Here is a 17,359-nt window from a genome sequence, read left to right as displayed (position 1 = left end):
GATCCAAGTCTGCCAGCAGCTGTATCAACAGATTTCTGGCAGCCAATTCGTTCTGGATCGATAGCAGCCCATTGATCTCCTGACAGGTCTCAAAAACCTCCATCACTTCTGTCCTTTATAGAAGGCCACAGTCTGGACAAACGCATCAACGATCTTTTTCTTGCTTGGGACCGGGAAGAGGATGATGTGGAAATTGAGGTCATTGTATTTGTGAACTGAACTGGATTTTGCGAGCTGCTTCGAAAAATAAGACTCTGCCCTCTCCGTATGAAAGGTGGTCAGCTCCGCCTTGTACGCCTCCGACAGTTCGCTCGCCGCCGCGGTCGTAGCGCATTCGTGCAGCAAAAGGATCGGTATGTGAATTTTCGGCTTGAGGTTGTCGATCGACTCGCGATTGCTTAGGGCAGCCTTGATCTTTTCTCGGAGGCCTGCGGCGATTGGCAGCCCATCGAGGTCTGAGACGCTGGTGATGATCGCATTTTCCTTCTTCAACTTGTCGGTCGATAGCGAGTTCAGGACCGAAGTGACGATAGCATCGAGCCGAGCGTCAGCGATGGAGTTATAAAACTTCGCTTCGCCAAACCAGAGTGTGAAGTCGTCGTCCTTCACCACGATGTGTACGCTGTCTGCTCCTTTGGCATTGTCCTGAACATTCTGCTTGTAAAATATCTTTGGAACGACAGGCAGCGCGCCAAAGCGATGACGCATCAGTCCATACAAAAACACTTCCGCTATTTCGCTGCCCTGACCCAGTTCATCCTTGTCAGTCAATCTGAGGTTCTGAGCGGCGGCTATTAGGCTGCTGTAACTCTGGTCCACAAGTGCGGATCGCTCTCTTTCCGAAAGAGCGGTTTGAGCTATGTTGTCCCAGAGATAGCTTTGGAATTTGAGATACCGCCACTTGGTGTCCTCGAAGTCGTTGATTAGGCTGAGAACCCGCTTGTTGACCAAAGCGGTGAGCTGAGAGACGGAAGTGATCCCGGCGAGAGCATCATCAATAAGAATTTCGAATGACATGCCGGTCATTGATATAATTATCTCCCAAAAACATACACATAGTCCGGATTTTCATGGCTTCCTATTGCACATTCGTAGGTAGCGGAGCGGGCAGCATACATTTACCCCGCTTTCTATTTGGAGAGAACTTGCATGGCCCAAGGCGATGGTCATGGGGCATTTCAAGTGGAGGTGGACCCCATCACGGCACCACCCATAAGGGCTCATCCTGCTGAGGGAGCCCGCTGCACGCGCGGCTGCGATTAGAACGTCGGCGACGATCGCCGAGACGCTGCAATGAAGCGCGATCGGGAAGCCCTGAGGAGGGTAGCCGCCTAACGGCGGTAGATGAAGAACCTCCTGGGAGCGATGCAACACCGACCGGGAGAGGAGTGGCTGAAGGTCAGTCGAACCCGTAAATCTTCGCCAGATACTCGACCATGGTTCGATGTATCAAGGTCTCATCTTCGACCCACATTTTTACTGCATCGACGAGGTCGCCGTCGTCGGCATCGGCTCGTAACGAACGGGATGCGGCCAATTGGTGCCCCGGACGATCCTGTCAGGCCGTAAGTCGAGAAAGGCGCGCGCGACGGCCGTCATGTCGCTCCACGGGGGGAGCATTGGAGAGAAAATATAGCCGCCGTTCAACTTGACCCACGCCTTTCCCCGTTCGACGAGGCTAGAGATCGCTTTGGCCTGAACGCTCGACAGGTCCTTGTCGGCAATCGAACAAAAGTGATCGATGACGATATCGACATCGAGGTCAGCCAGCATCGTGCTGCTGAGGCGCCCGGTCGTTGGCATCGCGACGAGCTTCGGAGTTCAACAACTGCCACCGTGGGGTGCCGGAGCTCGTCGCGGCCGTGAAGCGCGGTGTGCTTCCTGTGCCGTGATGGGAACGAGCCGGTGAGCCCAAGTCCGCCAATCATTTCTTCGCAATACGATCATTGAGCCATCGGCCCACATATCGTCGGATCCGGACGTCGCCGAGGTCGTCGAGAACGGTCGGTGGCAAAAGCTCATCAGTTGCGAGCAGTCTGCGCGCCGGGTGACCGGCGTCGAGCAATTCGAGGAGACCAAGCGCGGCTGCACGGTCTCGGCTATCTAACGCGACGACCCCGAGCAGCAACAATGCCCTGTGTGATTGGGAATGTCCGACCCGCTCAAATATCTGAACGGCATCGGCGACGGGAAGGTGCGCTCCCACCAGAATCGTGGCAGAGGCCGCTAGCGGCGCCGACAATTTCATCAAGCGGTCTGCGGTGATCTTCCCTACGATTTCGAGCTCCACTGCGGTGGCGGTGCTCAATGCGTCGATGGCGTCGACGCGCAGCCAACCAAGCGCCTTGTCAGTAAAGAGCGACCAGATCTGGCGTCGAACGGCCGGCCCGCAAAGCCGGGCCGCGGCGCTCAACGCATCCCGGCGCAGCTGCTCGTCGGAGGTCTCCCTGGCCAACGCGATCAGCTTGGTCCCGGTCTTATCATCAAGTGATCCGTACGCCTCTAGCGCGGCCACAGCTTCGCGTGCGATCGGATAGGATTCCGGCTCCTGATACTGCGGCTCGGCATTGGACCATCGGTCCAGAGTAAGTTGCATGAGTATCGGAAAATGTTCCGGGTGCGGTCGGCTGCTGAGGGCGGCCGTCAAACTGCGGCGGACCCGGCTACCCTTGTCCCTTGAAAGGCCAAGGAGCTCGGTGGGGAGTGGATCTGGTAGTCTTGATGCCAGATATTCAAGCGCCCTTTGACGCGCGTCGGCGCGATCATGCTGCAGGGCCAACCAGATAAGAGGTCCCTCGTCAATCGTGATCGCCGCCTCTGTTGCGGCAGCTGCGTCGGCGCCGTCCGTCGCTTCCGTGAGCCACCTGCGGACAGCGCCCGCCGGTTTCGATCCACTCGCGATCATCACTGGCACGATCACACCGAGTACGGTCGAAGCCGCAGCCGGCGCTGCAACCTCAAGCAAGGCGAGGGCAGCCGCTCCTACCGGACTTGGATCTTGCTTCCCGGTTTCGAAGGCCTCAAGTAGTTCTCTTGCTTCTGGAGAGAGTTTCGCCAATAGCGATTCTAACCGTTCTGCTTCGACACGCGCTTGAACGGCATAAATATCGACCAATAGGCGAACGAACACCGAGGGTGACGCTGCATGCGTCTCGAGGCAATTGATCAAGACTGTTGGAGCCGCGGTGATCGCGCATTGGATCAGGGACCTACGCAGGCCTTCTTCATCCGGCTGCGACGAGATCCGGTCCGCCAGAAGGGTCTCCAACGTCGTGTCCCAACACTGACGCGCCGCGTTCCAGCCAGTTTCCTCGTCGCCGCTCTTGCGGGTCGCTTCTAGAATTGCACGCATTTCGTCTGCAGTGGCCGCAGCGTTGGAGGTAGAAACCCCCTGCGCCCAGTTCCAGGCGAAGTCTGCTAACCGTGCGTGATTGGCCAAGTCCTGCCAGCGGCCAGCATTGCGCATGGTTTCGATGAAGGTGTCGACGAAGACACCTGATGCGTAGTCCCTATCGTCGTCCTGCGTCGCGTAATATTCCTCATAACCTTTGTCGTACTCACCATCCCCAATAGCCCGCCACTCCTTCCCGGTGTCTTCTCGGCGAGTCCGCCGGATGGCTGCCAGATCGTCGAGCGCCTGGATCAACACAGCCTCGTATCCCGCGCGATCTCGGACCGCGCCTTCCGCTACTGCGTCGACGTTTCGGTCGAATCTTGTCCCGATCAATTTGTGAGCGACGGCAAGGAACGCGGGTGTAAGACCAGTTGCAATCCGATCGAGTTTGTCTGCAAGGTCGCGGCCATAGGATCCATGGTCCTGTGGAAGCTGCTCGCGGATGAAGCGATCGGCGATAATTGCCGATCGGGGATCAGCCGAAACTCGCTCGTACCAGGCATCGTCGAAACTCGGCGGCTCCCAATCGTCGATAAAGAACGCACCGCCGCGTCGTACCCCCTTGATGAACCATCTTGCGAGCTCGGCGGGGATGGACGCGCTTGTGCCAACGTCCGCGGCCAATTGCAGCAGGGCTTGGAAATCGGCGTCTGGGTCGAGCAGGGATTCCTCGAGCCAGGCGTCAATCGCGGACCGGCTTCCGTCCGACGCTTGGAAAGTGCCATCCATTCCCTCGATCGTCGCCCATAGATTGTTGGCAGCATCCAGCACACGGGCGGCCGTCTCCAACCCCCATGCGCGATAAGCACCTGTCAATCCAGTCAGGGCTGTAAGGAGAGACTCGAGGGCAACCTCACTGCGAGACCAGTTCTCCTTCAGGAACGTTTCGAAGCCCGCTCGCACACTCGGATGCGCGAACGAAACCGTGCGTAGGGGCTGGCGGAGGTGGCGTGTGGCGACCAGACGGTCGATGGTCTTTTGTAACCCATCGGCCAATCCGGCGTCGGCCTTTCGCAGCTGACGCTGCAGTGCAGTTAGCTGGGTGCGATCGATTTGACCTCGCGCTGCGAGCAGGCCCCAGATCACGGCGGATAGACCGATTTCATCGGTCGCACCGAGATATTTGACGACGACGCCCTCAACGGCATCTCGGTGGGCTAAGCCGAGCAGGCGTTGCAAGAACTTGCGATCCGCCTCATCTGACTGAGGCCCATCCGCGAGGTTCGTAAAGAACAAGTCCAGCTCGAGCGGGCTTTCCAACGCTTCGAGCGTCTCTTGCCGAAACTTGAGCGCTTTGGGCTGTAGATCGGTCGCGAGCAGGTCCATGCGCTTGTCGTAGATGTGCGCCAACTCGCCGTTACTATACTGTTCCGCATTCAGCTCGATCGACCACCGCTTGAATGCGTCGTTTGCGCGGGCCTGGCCGAGCATATCGCTGCGGGAGGTTACGACATATTGATGTCCGGGACGCGCGTCTTTCAAAAGACGCGGTAGTTGCTCCGTCCAGGCTTCTGACCCGCGTCTCAGGCTGTATTGACCCCAAGGGTCCTCGACGTAGAAGAGCGTGGGTCCAGTGTCAATCAACCGTCGTGTAATCGACGGTTCATCATTCGGATTCACGGCGACGACATCGAGTCGTCCGTCCTGCTGACGAGCCAGATCGCAAAGAGCAATTGCCGCCAGCGTCTTTCCTGTCCCGGAGGGCCCGGTGATCACGATGGCATTTCGCTTTTGCAGGAGAGATGCCATGTCGTCGAAGTTCGACGGCTTGACGAACCCCACGAGTTCTGCTGCGCTCGCAAGGTATCCGCCGTGAGCCCGGATCGTTGCCAACAAGTCATCGCGTGTCCAGACGCCCGGACTGATTCCGCGCATTCTGCGTCGAGCTTCCTGGCATAGTTGCTCGCGGCACTCCGTCTGACGAGAGTGCGGGATACGAAGCAGCTTGCTCAATATATCGCCGATCTCGAACTCAATTAATCGTTCTGTCGCACCGCCCCGGATCGCAATGCGTCCCTCTGGAGCAAAGGGCAGCGCCTTCCTGAGCGAAGGCGGGAATTCCAGTGGGTCCGATTGTTCCTCAAAGTCGGAAACGAGCAAGTTCCGCGCGGCTCCTTTCGCATCGGCGTTGGTGACCAACAGAAACCGCGTGTCCGGGTCATCGAGGTGATGTTTCGCGGGCCTTCGCTTCTCGCCATGATTAAGCAATCTGTCGAGGTCTTCGATCGACCACGGTTCGCCCCCGCGGAGTTTAACCTGGACGACAAGCTTGTAGCCGCCTGCGACAATCGCACTCGGTACCACCCGGCCCGGTTCGTCGGGCTCACAGTCGGCCTCCAGATCTTCCTCATTGGCCGGCTCTAACGTGATGCGCGTTGCCGATTTCGTAATCAGCAGCAATCGTAGAGCCGCCAGCACCGAGACGTTGAGCTGATATTCGTAGCCGGCCTGGGCTGCGATCGCACCGCCGGCTGGGCTGGATGCGCCTTGTGACAAGAGAGGATCTGGGCCTTTCATTCAAACTGCGTTTGCGCAATCGAGAACTTTAAATTACCTCGTTTATCGCGACGGTCTCCTGATCGCAACAAGGGTCTCGGCGCAATCAATCAAGTTGTTCTGGGTGCAGGCATAGCCAATACACCAGCGAGCAGTTCCAACGCCTGATGGCCGACCACGGCATCGTCTGCAGCATGAGCCGTTCCGGCAACGTCTGGACAATGCCGCGATGCAGAGCTTCTTCTCGTCGCTCGAGACTGTACGGACGGAAGGCAAAACCTAGAGGACCAGAGGCCAGGCACGCGCCTATGTGTTCGACTGCATCGAAAGAATTTGCAGTACCACCCGCAGGCACTCGACCATCGGCTATTTAGCCCGCTTGAGTTCGAGCGCAAGGTGGGATTAGCTTAACCCCGTGCCCATCAATCCGACGGCAGCTCAAGGAAGAGAGTCTGCTGGAGTGTCAGCGCAGGTTTAGGGGCATGCACTTCGGAAGGGCTGCTGATTTTCTTTGCGATTCCTACGCCTCTCAATCAGCGGCTCTGTCGGAGTATCTCCAACGGATGAGTGGGCGACGATTACGTCCATTATCCCCCAAATCCGTCTAGCGCCATCGAGTGGATTGCGGTACGCGAGCTCGCGCACGAGCGAAAAGAGCAGGTATCTGGTGCGGTCGTCGCGCTGCGGGCAACGAGAACGAAGTAAGCTATTGATGATGTTGGTGGGCCCGGCAGGACTCGAACCTGCAACCAGACCGTTATGAGCGGTCGGCTCTAACCATTGAGCTACAGGCCCCGCCGCCTTGCGGGCCGCGTGGCGCGGCCGTCAACGGTGCGGGCTCCGTTTACAGGGTGCGCGGGGTTTCGGCAATCTCCGACCCACGGTTCAGCAACGCAGGATCACGATTTCACAAATCCTCGTTGGTAATTCGAACACCAAGCCGTTGAACCAAGCTGTTGAAATTCGCTGGGAGCTTGACTGATGCCATTGCGACTTTCGGGACGTTGTTCGCGATCTCAGTATCGGTCAGCCCCTTCGACTTAGCCGACTGAATTGCCTTTCGGTACGTGGTGTATCCGGTAGATAGACGCTGTCTGCGATCGTCGACACGACGCCCTCACAACCCAATTTGCATGCGTGTGAGAACATCTTTGGTCCGTCGACGTCGAAGCTCTCACTGAACTGGATGGCGGTGCCGGCGATCAGCTTCTTCAGTACAGCTTTGCGCTCCCGCAGCGGCAGCTTTCGCAGATCTCGGCCGCTTAGAGGTTTCAAGCTCTCGCTCGAAGCGCTCATGGATCGCCTGCGGTCCTTCGACGCCGCTAATCGGCGCTTTCCTTCCTGACCCTGCAGGCTCGCATAAGCGTCGACAGTTGATGCCGCCTCCAAGTTCCCATGCCGTTCGGACCCCTCTGGCGTGGGCGGCGCCGAGACAAATAGCCCTTGCTGCTTAGGGATGTCGAAAATTGCCTCCTCAATGTTCGCTATCCCCCTCCGAGAGCGCGCTTCTCTATGGTGACCGCACGCTGGCGCCGCCGTTCGCAGCGCGCCTGTCACCCTGGAGGTCTCAAATGCCTGATCCGATGGGTGGCCTATCCCCGCGCTTCCTGCGTACACCGGAGGGGGAGCGCGCGGCCCGTTCTGAAAATGCGCCGATCGCAATCGAGGCGCTCGAACAGATCGCCGCGCTCTACGTGATCGAAACGACGGTCGGGGGGGCTGAAGCACGAGCCAGTGCCCGTTCGCCAAGGAGCGGGCCCCTGGGCGGCATTGCTTACGGGCTAGCGGCTCGACGAGCAGTTTGCGCATCTTCGCGAAGGCGAAGATCGCCGAAGGGGATTCGTTGCGGCCTGAATACTGGGGCGGGCTCGCCGGCTTCTTGGATGCGCGTGATCACATTTTTCGGCTTGATGTATACATATGTTCCATCAATGTTATCAATACCTGCTGCGATTGTTATCAATTTCTGGCTCAAGGTCCCCGTATCCGTTGCACACTTTTGCCTTATGTATACTGTAAGTATCCAGAAGTGAGGAGGAGCGAGCGAATGGGTCACAGTTTTCCGATCAATGCTTGGTACGCCGCCGCCTGGGACGCCGACGTGAAACAGGCGCTGTTGCCGCGCACGATTTGCGGCAAGCACATCGTGATGTATCGCCGCAGCAACGGCGAGGTGGCTGCACTGGAGGATGCCTGTTGGCATCGACTGGTGCCGCTCTCAAAAGGTCGGCTTGAGGGCGACACTGTCGTCTGCGGCTATCATGGGCTGAAGTTCAACGCGCAGGGCCGCTGCACCTTCATGCCCTCGCAAGAGACGATCAACCCTTCCGCCTGCGTGCGTGCCTATCCTGTCGTCGAGCGCCATCGCTTCATCTGGCTGTGGATGGGCGATCCGGCGCTGGCTGATCCAGCGCTGGTGCCCGACATGCACTGGAACGACGATCCCGCTTGGGCTGGCGACGGTAAGACCCTTCACCTCAAATGCGACTACCGTTTGGTCGTAGACAATCTCATGGACCTGACGCACGAAACCTTCGTGCACGGCGCCAGCATCGGCAATGCTGCCATCGCGGAAGCGCCGTTCGACGTCACTCATGGCGAGATGACCGCCACCGTGACACGCTGGATGAAGGGGATTACTGCGCCGCCATTCTGGGCCAAGCAACTGCAAAAGTCTGGTCCGGTGGACCGCTGGCAAATCATTCGTTTCGCGGCGCCGTGCACCATCAATATCGACGTCGGTGTTGCGCCTGCCGGAACCGGTGCGCCGGAAGGCGATCGCTCGGCTGGCGTCAACGGGATTGTTCTCAACACCATCACGCCCGAGACGGAAACGAGCTGCCACTATTTCTGGGCATTCGTGCGCAATTATCGATTGGGCGAACAGCGCCTGACCACCGAACTCCGCGAAGGCGTTTCCGGCATCTTCCGCGAGGACGAGCTCATTCTCGAGGCGCAGCAGCGCGCGATCGACGAAAACCCGGATCGGATTTTCTACAACCTCAATATCGATGCGGGAGCGATGTGGGCGCGCCGCCTGATAGATCGCATGATCGAGGCGGAGAATCCGCCGCAACATCGGCAAGCTGCGGAGTAGGGGGATGGCCGAGCGAGACAGTGATCGCTCCGTCTCACAGACCGTGCGCGCGCAGCTTCGCCTGCGCGATCTGATCCTGTCGGGCGATTTGCGGCCTGGCGAGCGGATCTCCGAATTGCAGGCGGTGGAGACGACCGGCGCCTCGCGCACGCCGGTGCGAATGGCGCTGGTTCGGCTGGAGGAGGAAGGGCTTCTCGAAGCGATCCCTTCCGGCGGCTTCACGGTGAAGGCGTTTTCCGAGCGAGATGTCCTGGACTCGATCGAACTGCGCGGCACGCTGGAAGGCCTGGCCGCGCGCTTTGCTGCCGAGCGCGGGGTCTCGTCGCGCGATCTCGAGCCACTGAAAGGATGTCTCGACGAGATCGACGGCCTGGTGCGGCAGAATCGGATCTCGATCGAGGCCTTCTCCTCCTACGTCACGCTGAATGCGCGCTTTCATGCGCTGTTGACCGAACTGTCGCGCAGCCCGCCCCTGATCCGGCAGATCGATCGCGCGTCCGCGCTGCCATTTGCCTCGCCAAGCGGCTTTGTGATGACCCAATCAGAACTGCCGCAGGCGCACGAGACGCTCTTGATTGCGCAAGATCAACACCGCGTCGTGATCGACGCAATCGAAAACCGCGAGGGTGCGCGGGCCGAGGCGATCATGCGCGAGCACGCGCGGCTGGCCTCGCGCAATTTGCGGCTGGTGCTCAAGAACAAGACGTATTTTGACCTGCTGCCGGGGCTGGCGCTCATCAGGACCGCAGGCGATTAAAGGAGGAGCGCATGCGCTTCATCGAGACCTGGACTCCCGCAACCCTGATTGCGACTCGCGATCTGACTTCCTCGATCCGCGAGTTATTGATCAGGCCGGAAAGTTTCGACGGTGCTGCCTACCCGGTCGGCAGTCATATTGATGTCGCTGTCACCGTCGATGGCCGCCCCGAGACGCGGTCCTACTCGTTGATCGGTGAAGCCGACCGCACCGGCTACCGTATCGCGGTGCGGCGCGCGGAGGATTCCCGCGGCGGCTCGCGTTATATGTGGTCGCTCGCGCCCGGGGCGCGGCTGACCATCACATTGCCGAGCTCGTTGCTCCCAATTGACTGGGCGCGCCGGCATTATTGCCTGATCGCCGGCGGCATCGGCATCACGCCGTTGATTGGGGCCGCACAGGCGCTCGTCCGCCGCAAAGCCGAATTCACGTTGCATTATGCGGTGCGTTCGCGTGAAGATGCCGCCTATCTGGATGTTCTGGGCACCTTGCTGAACGAGCGCCTCGTTGTTCATGCAGGCGATGAAGGGCGCCGGCTCGATCTCGACTCGTTGTTCGCCTCGCTGCCGCCTGATGCCATGCCCCTGTTTTGCGGCCCGATGCGAATGCTTGATGCTGCGCGCGGGGCCTGGACCGGCGCGGGGCGTGCGTTGTCCGACCTGCGCTACGAGACCTTTGGTTCGAGCGGCTTGCTGCCGACCGAAGATTTCCGGGTGCGCCTCGCGGACCGCGGCATCGAGCTTGAGATTCCGCGCGATCGCTCAATGCTGGATGCGCTCAATGCGGCTGGTTATGACGTCATTTCGGATTGCCGGCGCGGCGAGTGTGGCGTCTGCGCCGTCGACCTCATCGATATCGACGGGGAGGTTGACCATCGCGACGTCTTCTTCAGCGAGAACCAGAAGCGCGCTAACGAGAAGATCTGCGCATGCGTCTCGCGCGCCCGCGGCACGATCACGGTCGATATGCTGCATCGCCCGGACGCGGTCTAGGCTCGCCGCAATGCCTTCAGTCGTGGCTCCGCGCGGACCGCCCCGGCCGGCAGCAGAGTGGCCTTGCCGTTGAGGGGCTCGCCTCTACGGCCGCGGGGTCTACTCCTGAGGATCCCATCCTGGGCTCTCAGCCTGTGAGCGGCATACGCCGACGTATTGGCGCCTGCTTGATGCCGGGGCCGAATGCGCCGGCCGGAAAGAAGACCTCGGATTGTGCCGCGCGCCTGTTTGGATCGCGAACCGGTAGTGCGGCCCGCACCGTCTTCGACACGAGAAAAAAATGGATGGCGGACCACGGCTGCCGCAATTTGCTTCCCGGCGGAGCTGCCAAGTGGGAATAGCCTCTCGTCTGGATCGTGCGATCGAGAACGATTGTCTCCCCTGTGTGATGTGATCGCCCGCGCGCATCACGCAAATGCAAAATTGACGACGACGTCTTCGCCGGATGGCCCATCCGGCGCGCGCGGCCTCCGAAACGATCACGATCGCAGCGAGGTCGCTTGCAAACAGGGTTGGTGGCCCCTCGCAATCGAACGGCGCGCTTCACAGCGCAAGGCCACGGTCCCCAAGCACCCGGCTCGTTAGCTCGCCCTTGATTTCGCAGGCGATTTCCTTTGTGATCACGGCTCCGAGCTGCAGTTTGGCATCGGCGTCGTCGGTCAGGTCAAGATCGGCGAGCCGTTGCCTCAGGCGGCTCTCGAACTCCTCGTCCATGGCATCGATCAGCCGGTCCCGCGTCTCTTCATAGGCGTCGGGCGCGATGCGCCTCACCACCTTGTCCCAGGGGACCCAGCGTGTTGCGAGAAAATCGACGAACCCCGCCGCCTCCTCATCGCGCACCTGCGTCTCGGCCGCAGTGAGATCGTCCTCAGTGACGTAGGCGACATCGAAGAAGCGCATGTCCGGGGCGATGTGCCGTAGCTCCAGCCGCTCGCGCAGCTTGACTTGGTAGGCAAGATGGACCTCGAGCTCGTCGACGAAACTGAGCGAACGGACCTTCTCGTGGGCGATTGCCTCCAGCGCCTTCAGGCGGAACACGACGCGGCCGTGCTGGACGAGTTCGTCGAGCCGCTCGTCATAGGCGCCGTCCTTGACATCAGCTTCCAGCCGTGCGGTCTGCATGCCGTTCCACGTCATCGTGATACGATCTTCGCAGGTCTCGCTCGCTCCTAAGGCGAGCCGGAAGTATTTCTTGCGCAATCGCGGCCTGATCGCCGCGTGCCGCAGATCGTCAGCCACCGCCTGCCGGAACGCGCCATTGCTATAGTTCACGGTGTGCTGCAGCCTGCCGAGGAAGCGTGCATACTCCTGGGCGCCCGGCTCATCAATGAAGGTCTGCCAGGCGGCCACCACCTCAGTCTCGCCGTCCAGCCAGTCCGCGACTTCCTCGGGCAGAGGCCGCGGCTGAGCTTGCTCCGATCCTTCGACTATCGAGAAGTAGACGTGCGGGCCGGCATAGCCCGGGACATTGCCGGCTGCCGCCAGATTGGTCCGTACCCGCTCGGACAGCGGGTTACCCACCAGATCAACGACGCTCTCAGGGCCGAACCGCGTCAGCAGCGTCTCAGGCAGGCTGGTCAGCTGGTTGTTGCTGGCGTCGAGAAATTCGAGCCCGGCCGGGAGGCGGGCCGGCAGATTGGTCAGCTGGTTGTTACTGGCGTTGAGCTCCTGAAGCGTTGCCGGAAGGTTATCGGGCAGATTGGTCAGCTGATTGTCCTGGAGGTTCAGGCGCAGCAGCCCGGCCGGGAGGGCGGCCGGCAGGTTGCTCAACTGGTTGCGCATGGCGTAGAGCAGCCGGAGGCCAGCCGGAAGCGGATCGGGCAGGCTGGTCAACCGATTGTCGCTGGCTGCGAGCACCAAGAGGTCGCTCGGAAGGGGATTGGGCAGGCTGGTCAGCTGATTGCCCCAGACGCTCAGGCGCTGGAGCGCGGCGGGGAAGGCGGCGGGCAAGGCTGTCAGGGACAGCAACGAAAGGTCGAGCGGCGCATGGGCTGCGGCCGCGTCAAGCCAGGTTCTCGTTCGTCTTGCAGCCTCTTGCCGATTCTCCTGTTCGCCCTGTCCCTCTTCGGCGGCCCAGCCCTCCAGGACCTGGTCCTGCGATGTTTCGCGAAGAGCCCGGGCCTGCCGGTTCGTCGGATCGCCGGTGGGGCCGGCGAGGGAGGAACGCGTCCTGGTCAAGGCCCCGACCCACTGCGTCGCGGCTCGGGTGAGAGCGCATAGGCAGCCTTGCTGCTGGTCTCGTTCGGAAGATTCAGGAGTAACGCCATCCCCCGGTTGGCACTGTCCTGGGTTCATCGATGCCGTCTCTTCGGTCGTCAGATCAAGGAATACGCCGGAGCGGCGCTTCTTCAGGCCAATATCCTGCAATTTTGCCTGGCTTCAACGTCGCATTGGTCAGGATCAATCGAGCAAGCCTCATTGTGAACTCCTGACCCGGTGACGTGTGCGGCGTCGTTCAACCGCAGATTCTTGTTTCAGCAATCGGCGTGCCGCACGCGAAAGTGTTGCAGCCGTTCCTAACGAGCGAAGAGCTACCCTTCGCCGCTGCAGCAGCGGAACGATCGTGCTGCTTGGTGCGGTTTCTCACATCGGCGTTTCAAATCAGACACGAATGGCACGAAAGAATGGGCGGTCAATGGTCACCGCTTGTCCATCGTACAGGACTTGAACATCATGCTCGAGCATGACGTGCTTTCCTGCGACCTCACGACCAAGTGCTCGCATGGGTGCGCGGGCATCGTGCGCCTTGTAGCATCGATCCTTCGTGCAGGCGTTCGCGGACGTCGCGAGCACCGTCATCTCGTTGCGGGGGTGGATCGTTTGCCAGCTAACGCTGGGCTCACCAATCTCACCGCAATTGGCAGAGGGACGGCTTGGTATCTGTCAGTGCCAAGTGCGATTGGCCTGCTTCTTGCTATCCGAACGTCGGCAATTCGTCACAGCCGATAACAGATCACTGGAGGGGCCATGGGCGCGGCAACGGAAACGTTCTACAATGTGATCAGACATCAGGGTATCACGCGTCGCAGTTTCCTCAAATTCTGCAGTTTGACGGCAGTGAGCCTTGGGCTCGGCCCGCTCGCTGCAAGCCATATTGCCAACGCGCTCGAGACCAAGCCGCGTATGCCCGTGATCTGGATGCATGGGCTCGAATGCACCTGCTGCTCAGAAAGCTTTATCCGCTCGGCCCATCCGTTGGTCAAAGACGCGGTGCTGTCGATGATTTCGCTCGATTATGACGATACCATCATGGCGGCGGCAGGACATCAGGCCGAAGCCATCCTTGAGGAGACCCGCGCCAGGTACAAAGGCCAGTATGTGCTTGCCGTCGAAGGTAATCCACCGCTGAACGAAGACGGAATGTTCTGCATTGATGACGGCAAGCCGTTCGTCGAAAAGCTCAGGTCGATGGCGGACGATTGCATGGCGATCATCGCTTGGGGCACTTGTGCGTCCTGGGGCTGCGTGCAGGCAGCCAAGCCCAACCCGACAAGGGCGGTGCCAATCGATAAGGTGATCACGAACAAGCCGATCATCAAGGTGCCCGGCTGCCCGCCGATCGCTGAGGTCATGACGGGTGTCGTGACCTTCATCACCACGTTCGGAAAACTTCCCGAGCTCGACCGCCAGGGGCGGCCAAAGATGTTCTATTCCCAGCGCATCCACGACAAGTGCTATCGGCGTTCCCATTTCGATGCTGGCCAATTTGTCGAGGAGTGGGACGACGAGGGCGCGCGCAAGGGCTATTGCCTCTATAAGATGGGCTGCAAGGGACCGACCAGCTACAACGCCTGCTCGACCGTTCGCTGGAACGGCGGCATTTCCTTCCCGATTCAGTCCGGTCACGGCTGCTTCGCCTGCGCTGAAGACGGCTTTTGGGACAGGGGCTCGACTTATGACTACCTCACGACCATCAAGCAATTCGGCATCGAGAAGAACGCCGATCAAATCGGCATGGCAGCTGCCGGCGTGGCCGGTCTTACCGTTGCCGCGCATGCGGCGGTCACGGCCGCGAAGCGGCTCACCCGTAAAGGGGATGGCGCAGCTCAGGACAATCATCGAGGCTAGGGGCGGACAAGGTGGGCGTGAAGACACCCAATGGGTTCAAGCTCGATGGGTCCGGCAAGCGCGTTGTCGTCGATCCGCTAACTCGGATCGAAGGTCATCTGCGTGTCGAGGTCAACCTCGATTCGGACAATGTGATCCGCAATGCGGTCTCGAGCGGAACGATGTGGCGCGGTATCGAAACCATTCTGCGCGGGCGCGATCCGCGCGACGCTTGGGCGTTTACCGAGCGGATTTGCGGCGTTTGCACCGGCACCCACGCGCTGACCTCCGTCCGCGCGGTCGAGAATGCGCTTGGCATCACGATTCCGGAGAATGCCAACTCGATACGGAACATCATGCAGCTTTGCCTGCAGGTCCATGATCATCTCGTGCATTTTTATCACCTGCACGCGCTGGATTGGGTCGACGTGGTCTCAGCACTCAAGGCCGATCCCAAGGCGACCTCGAGATTGGCGCAGTCGGTCTCGTCCTGGCCGCTTTCATCACCGGGCTATTTCAAGGATCTGCAGATCAGGCTCACAAAGTTCTTCGATTCGGGGCAGCTCGGGCCGTTCAAGAATGCCTATTGGGGGCATCCGGCCTACAAGCTTGGGCCGGAAGCGAACCTCATGGCCGTGGCGCATTATCTGGAGGCGCTCGATTTCCAAAAGGAGATTGTCAAGATCCACGCCGTCTATGGGGGCAAGAACCCGCATCCGAACTGGCTGGTTGGCGGCGTGCCCTGCGCGATCAATGTCGACGGCACCGGTGCGGTGGGTGCAATCAACATGGAGCGGCTCAACCTGGTGTCCTCGATCATCGACCGTTCGATCGAGTTCGTCGAAAAGGTATATCTGCCCGACGTTGTGGCCATCGGCTCAGTCTACAAAGACTGGCTCTATGGCGGCGGTTTGTCGGCCAGGAGCGTGATGTCCTATGGCGACATCCCCGAAAACGCCAACGATTATTCCGCGGCAAGTCTCAAGCTGCCGCGAGGCGTCATCCTTGATGGCAATCTCAAGGAGGTCTTGCCGATCGATCACGGTGATCCCGAGCAGATCCAGGAATTCGTCGCGCACTCCTGGTACAAATACCCCGACGAATCCAGCGGGCTGCATCCCTGGGATGGCATCACCGAGCCGAATTTCCAGCTTGGGGCCAACTTCAAGGGCACCAGGACCGACATCAGGGAACTCGACGAAGGCGGCAAGTATTCCTGGATCAAGGCGCCGCGCTGGCGCGGCAACGCTGTCGAGGTAGGACCGCTTGCGCGATACATCATAGGTTATGCGCAAGGCAAAGCGGAATTCAGGGATCCGACCGACAGACTGCTCAAGACGCTCGATCTTCCCGTGACTGCGCTTTTCTCGACGCTCGGCCGCACCGCAGCGCGCGCACTCGAATGCCAGTGGGCGGCGCATCAGATGCGCTATTTCCAGGACAAGCTGGTGGCCCACATCAAGGCGGGTGACACTTCAACGGCCAATACCAGCAAGTGGAAGCCGGAAAGCTGGCCGAGGCAGGCCAAGGGATATGGTTTCACCGAGGCACCGCGAGGCGCGCTCGGCCACTGGATCAAGATCAAGGACACCAGGATCGACAACTACCAGTGCGTCGTGCCGACGACGTGGAACGGTTCGCCGCGGGATCCCAAGGGCAATATCGGTGCATTTGAAGCCTCGCTGATCGATACGCCGATGGCCGATCCAGAGAGGCCGCTGGAGATTTTGCGGACGATCCATTCCTTCGACCCGTGCCTGGCGTGCTCGACCCACGTGATGAGCCCGGACGGCCAGGAAATGGCTTCGGTCAAGGTTCGATAGGGAGGCTGCCGTGCTGGACAAGATGCCGCAAGCCGCTACCACCCGTATTGCCAACGATGCGGCACGGCGTGATCGCAGTGTCGAGCGTGATGTCGTCTACCTCTATGAAGCGCCGATGCGGCTGTGGCATTGGGTCAATGCGGCGGCCATTCTGGTCTTGGGCATAACCGGCTACTTCATCGGGACCGGGACAGAGGCAACGCCGGGAGAGGCAAGCGATAATTTCCTGTTCGGCTATCTCCGCTTTGCGCATTTCTCCGCAGGCTATGTGCTCACCGCCGGCTTCCTGCTGCGCATCTATTTGGCCTTGGTGGGAAACTCCCATGCAAGGCAGATCTTCTACGTACCGCTTTGGCGGAGGTGCTTTTGGAGTGAGCTCTGGCACGCGGTGCGCCGGTACGCCTTCCTTGCAGCCAAGCCGGAGAAACATGTCGGGCACAATCCGCTAGCCCAGCTCGCGATGTTCTTCATGTTTACGCTGACGACCGCGTTCATGATCGTCACAGGCTTTGCACTTTATGCGCAGGGCTCCGGCAACGACAGCTGGCAATATAAGCTGTTCGGCTGGGTGTTTGCGATCTGGCCGAATAGTCAGGACGTTCATACCTGGCACCGTCTTGGCATGTGGGTGATCGTGTGCTTCGCGCTCCTCCACGTCTACGCGGTGATCTGGGAAGACGTCATGTCGCGCCGGAGCATCATCTCCTCGATGATTTCGGGCGAGCGCGAATTCCGCGATTGATTGAGGATGCC

The 17,359-nt window shown here is 60.1% G+C and carries 10 protein-coding genes, 1 tRNA gene and 2 pseudogenes; 7 read left to right on the top strand and 6 right to left on the bottom strand.

The window, feature by feature from the left end; genetic code table 11:
* Positions 1 to 102 precede the first annotated feature (102 nt).
* From QMZ05_RS28090 to QMZ05_RS28080, 3 genes are all read right to left on the bottom strand, one after another.
* Positions 103 to 1,026 carry a DUF1837 domain-containing protein gene (locus QMZ05_RS28090; RefSeq protein ID WP_353703708.1) on the bottom strand — a complete coding sequence of 308 codons (924 nt, stop codon included), beginning with the start codon at positions 1,024 to 1,026 and terminating at the stop codon, positions 103 to 105.
* A gap of 450 nt (positions 1,027 to 1,476) precedes the next feature.
* Positions 1,477 to 1,773, bottom strand: a complete 297-nt coding sequence (locus QMZ05_RS28085) for an amidohydrolase family protein (protein ID WP_353703707.1) — start codon at positions 1,771 to 1,773, stop codon at positions 1,477 to 1,479.
* 151 nt (positions 1,774 to 1,924) lie between these two features.
* Positions 1,925 to 5,911 (bottom strand): hypothetical protein, encoded by a 3,987-nt coding sequence (locus QMZ05_RS28080; RefSeq protein ID WP_353703706.1) that lies wholly within the window; start codon positions 5,909 to 5,911, stop codon positions 1,925 to 1,927.
* A 113-nt stretch (positions 5,912 to 6,024) separates the two neighbouring features.
* Between QMZ05_RS28080 and QMZ05_RS28075 the strand changes: the two are divergent.
* Positions 6,025 to 6,301: pseudogene (locus tag QMZ05_RS28075) on the top strand (IS3 family transposase); the annotation flags it as partial.
* A gap of 308 nt (positions 6,302 to 6,609) precedes the next feature.
* On the opposite strand, the gene QMZ05_RS28070 reads toward QMZ05_RS28075, so the two are convergent.
* Both QMZ05_RS28070 and QMZ05_RS28065 read right to left on the bottom strand, forming a co-directional pair.
* Positions 6,610 to 6,685: transfer RNA gene (locus QMZ05_RS28070), tRNA-Ile, on the bottom strand.
* A gap of 288 nt (positions 6,686 to 6,973) precedes the next feature.
* Positions 6,974 to 7,156 (bottom strand): annotated as a pseudogene (locus QMZ05_RS28065) (DNA ligase); the annotation flags it as partial.
* Positions 7,157 to 7,937: 781 nt separating this feature from the next.
* Here QMZ05_RS28065 and QMZ05_RS28060 point away from each other — a divergent pair.
* Genes QMZ05_RS28060 through QMZ05_RS28050 form a run of 3 tightly spaced genes read left to right on the top strand, consistent with a single transcriptional unit; the run spans position 7,938 to position 10,736 of the window.
* On the top strand, positions 7,938 to 8,987 hold the full coding sequence (locus tag QMZ05_RS28060) for an aromatic ring-hydroxylating dioxygenase subunit alpha (protein ID WP_353703705.1): 1,050 nt from the start codon (positions 7,938 to 7,940) through the stop codon (positions 8,985 to 8,987).
* Positions 8,988 to 8,991: 4 nt separating this feature from the next.
* Complete coding sequence (locus tag QMZ05_RS28055) at positions 8,992 to 9,744, top strand: GntR family transcriptional regulator (RefSeq protein ID WP_353703704.1); 753 nt, start codon at positions 8,992 to 8,994, stop codon at positions 9,742 to 9,744.
* Between the two features lie 11 nt (positions 9,745 to 9,755).
* A complete protein-coding gene (locus QMZ05_RS28050) occupies positions 9,756 to 10,736 on the top strand; it encodes a PDR/VanB family oxidoreductase (RefSeq protein WP_353703703.1) in 981 nt (326 codons plus the stop codon).
* A gap of 543 nt (positions 10,737 to 11,279) precedes the next feature.
* Here QMZ05_RS28050 and QMZ05_RS28045 read toward each other — a convergent pair.
* Positions 11,280 to 13,103 (bottom strand): NEL-type E3 ubiquitin ligase domain-containing protein, encoded by a 1,824-nt coding sequence (locus QMZ05_RS28045; RefSeq protein ID WP_353703702.1) that lies wholly within the window; start codon positions 13,101 to 13,103, stop codon positions 11,280 to 11,282.
* A gap of 600 nt (positions 13,104 to 13,703) precedes the next feature.
* Here QMZ05_RS28045 and QMZ05_RS28040 point away from each other — a divergent pair.
* Genes QMZ05_RS28040 through cybH form a run of 3 tightly spaced genes read left to right on the top strand, consistent with a single transcriptional unit; the run spans position 13,704 to position 17,348 of the window.
* Positions 13,704 to 14,804: a hydrogenase small subunit gene (locus tag QMZ05_RS28040; protein ID WP_353703701.1), complete on the top strand. Its 1,101-nt coding sequence runs from the start codon at positions 13,704 to 13,706 to the stop codon at positions 14,802 to 14,804.
* Positions 14,805 to 14,815: 11 nt separating this feature from the next.
* Positions 14,816 to 16,606, top strand: coding sequence for a nickel-dependent hydrogenase large subunit (locus tag QMZ05_RS28035; RefSeq protein ID WP_353703700.1), 1,791 nt, complete (start codon positions 14,816 to 14,818; stop codon positions 16,604 to 16,606).
* 22 nt (positions 16,607 to 16,628) lie between these two features.
* Complete coding sequence (gene cybH / locus QMZ05_RS28030) at positions 16,629 to 17,348, top strand: Ni/Fe-hydrogenase, b-type cytochrome subunit (protein ID WP_353703711.1); 720 nt, start codon at positions 16,629 to 16,631, stop codon at positions 17,346 to 17,348.
* The last annotated feature ends 11 nt before the right edge of the window (positions 17,349 to 17,359 follow it).

Source organism: Bradyrhizobium sp. INPA03-11B (assembly GCF_040446015.1).
In the GTDB taxonomy this organism is placed as follows: Bacteria; Pseudomonadota; Alphaproteobacteria; order Rhizobiales; family Xanthobacteraceae; genus Bradyrhizobium; species Bradyrhizobium macuxiense_A.
This window is presented reverse-complemented; position numbering and strand designations above follow the sequence as displayed.

What these genes read in the sequence shown, in the direction of transcription:
- QMZ05_RS28040 (WP_353703701.1), top strand. Translation starts at nt 13,704, where the DNA reads ATGGGCGCGGCAACGGAAACGTTCTACAATGTGATCAGACATCAGGGT.
- QMZ05_RS28055 (WP_353703704.1), top strand. Translation starts at nt 8,992, where the DNA reads ATGGCCGAGCGAGACAGTGATCGCTCCGTCTCACAGACCGTGCGCGCG.
- QMZ05_RS28060 (WP_353703705.1), top strand. Translation starts at nt 7,938, where the DNA reads ATGGGTCACAGTTTTCCGATCAATGCTTGGTACGCCGCCGCCTGGGAC.
- QMZ05_RS28080 (WP_353703706.1), bottom strand. Translation starts at nt 5,911, where the DNA reads ATGAAAGGCCCAGATCCTCTCTTGTCACAAGGCGCATCCAGCCCAGCC.
- QMZ05_RS28050 (WP_353703703.1), top strand. Translation starts at nt 9,756, where the DNA reads ATGCGCTTCATCGAGACCTGGACTCCCGCAACCCTGATTGCGACTCGC.
- QMZ05_RS28090 (WP_353703708.1), bottom strand. Translation starts at nt 1,026, where the DNA reads ATGACCGGCATGTCATTCGAAATTCTTATTGATGATGCTCTCGCCGGG.
- cybH (WP_353703711.1), top strand. Translation starts at nt 16,629, where the DNA reads ATGCCGCAAGCCGCTACCACCCGTATTGCCAACGATGCGGCACGGCGT.
- QMZ05_RS28085 (WP_353703707.1), bottom strand. Translation starts at nt 1,773, where the DNA reads ATGCTGGCTGACCTCGATGTCGATATCGTCATCGATCACTTTTGTTCG.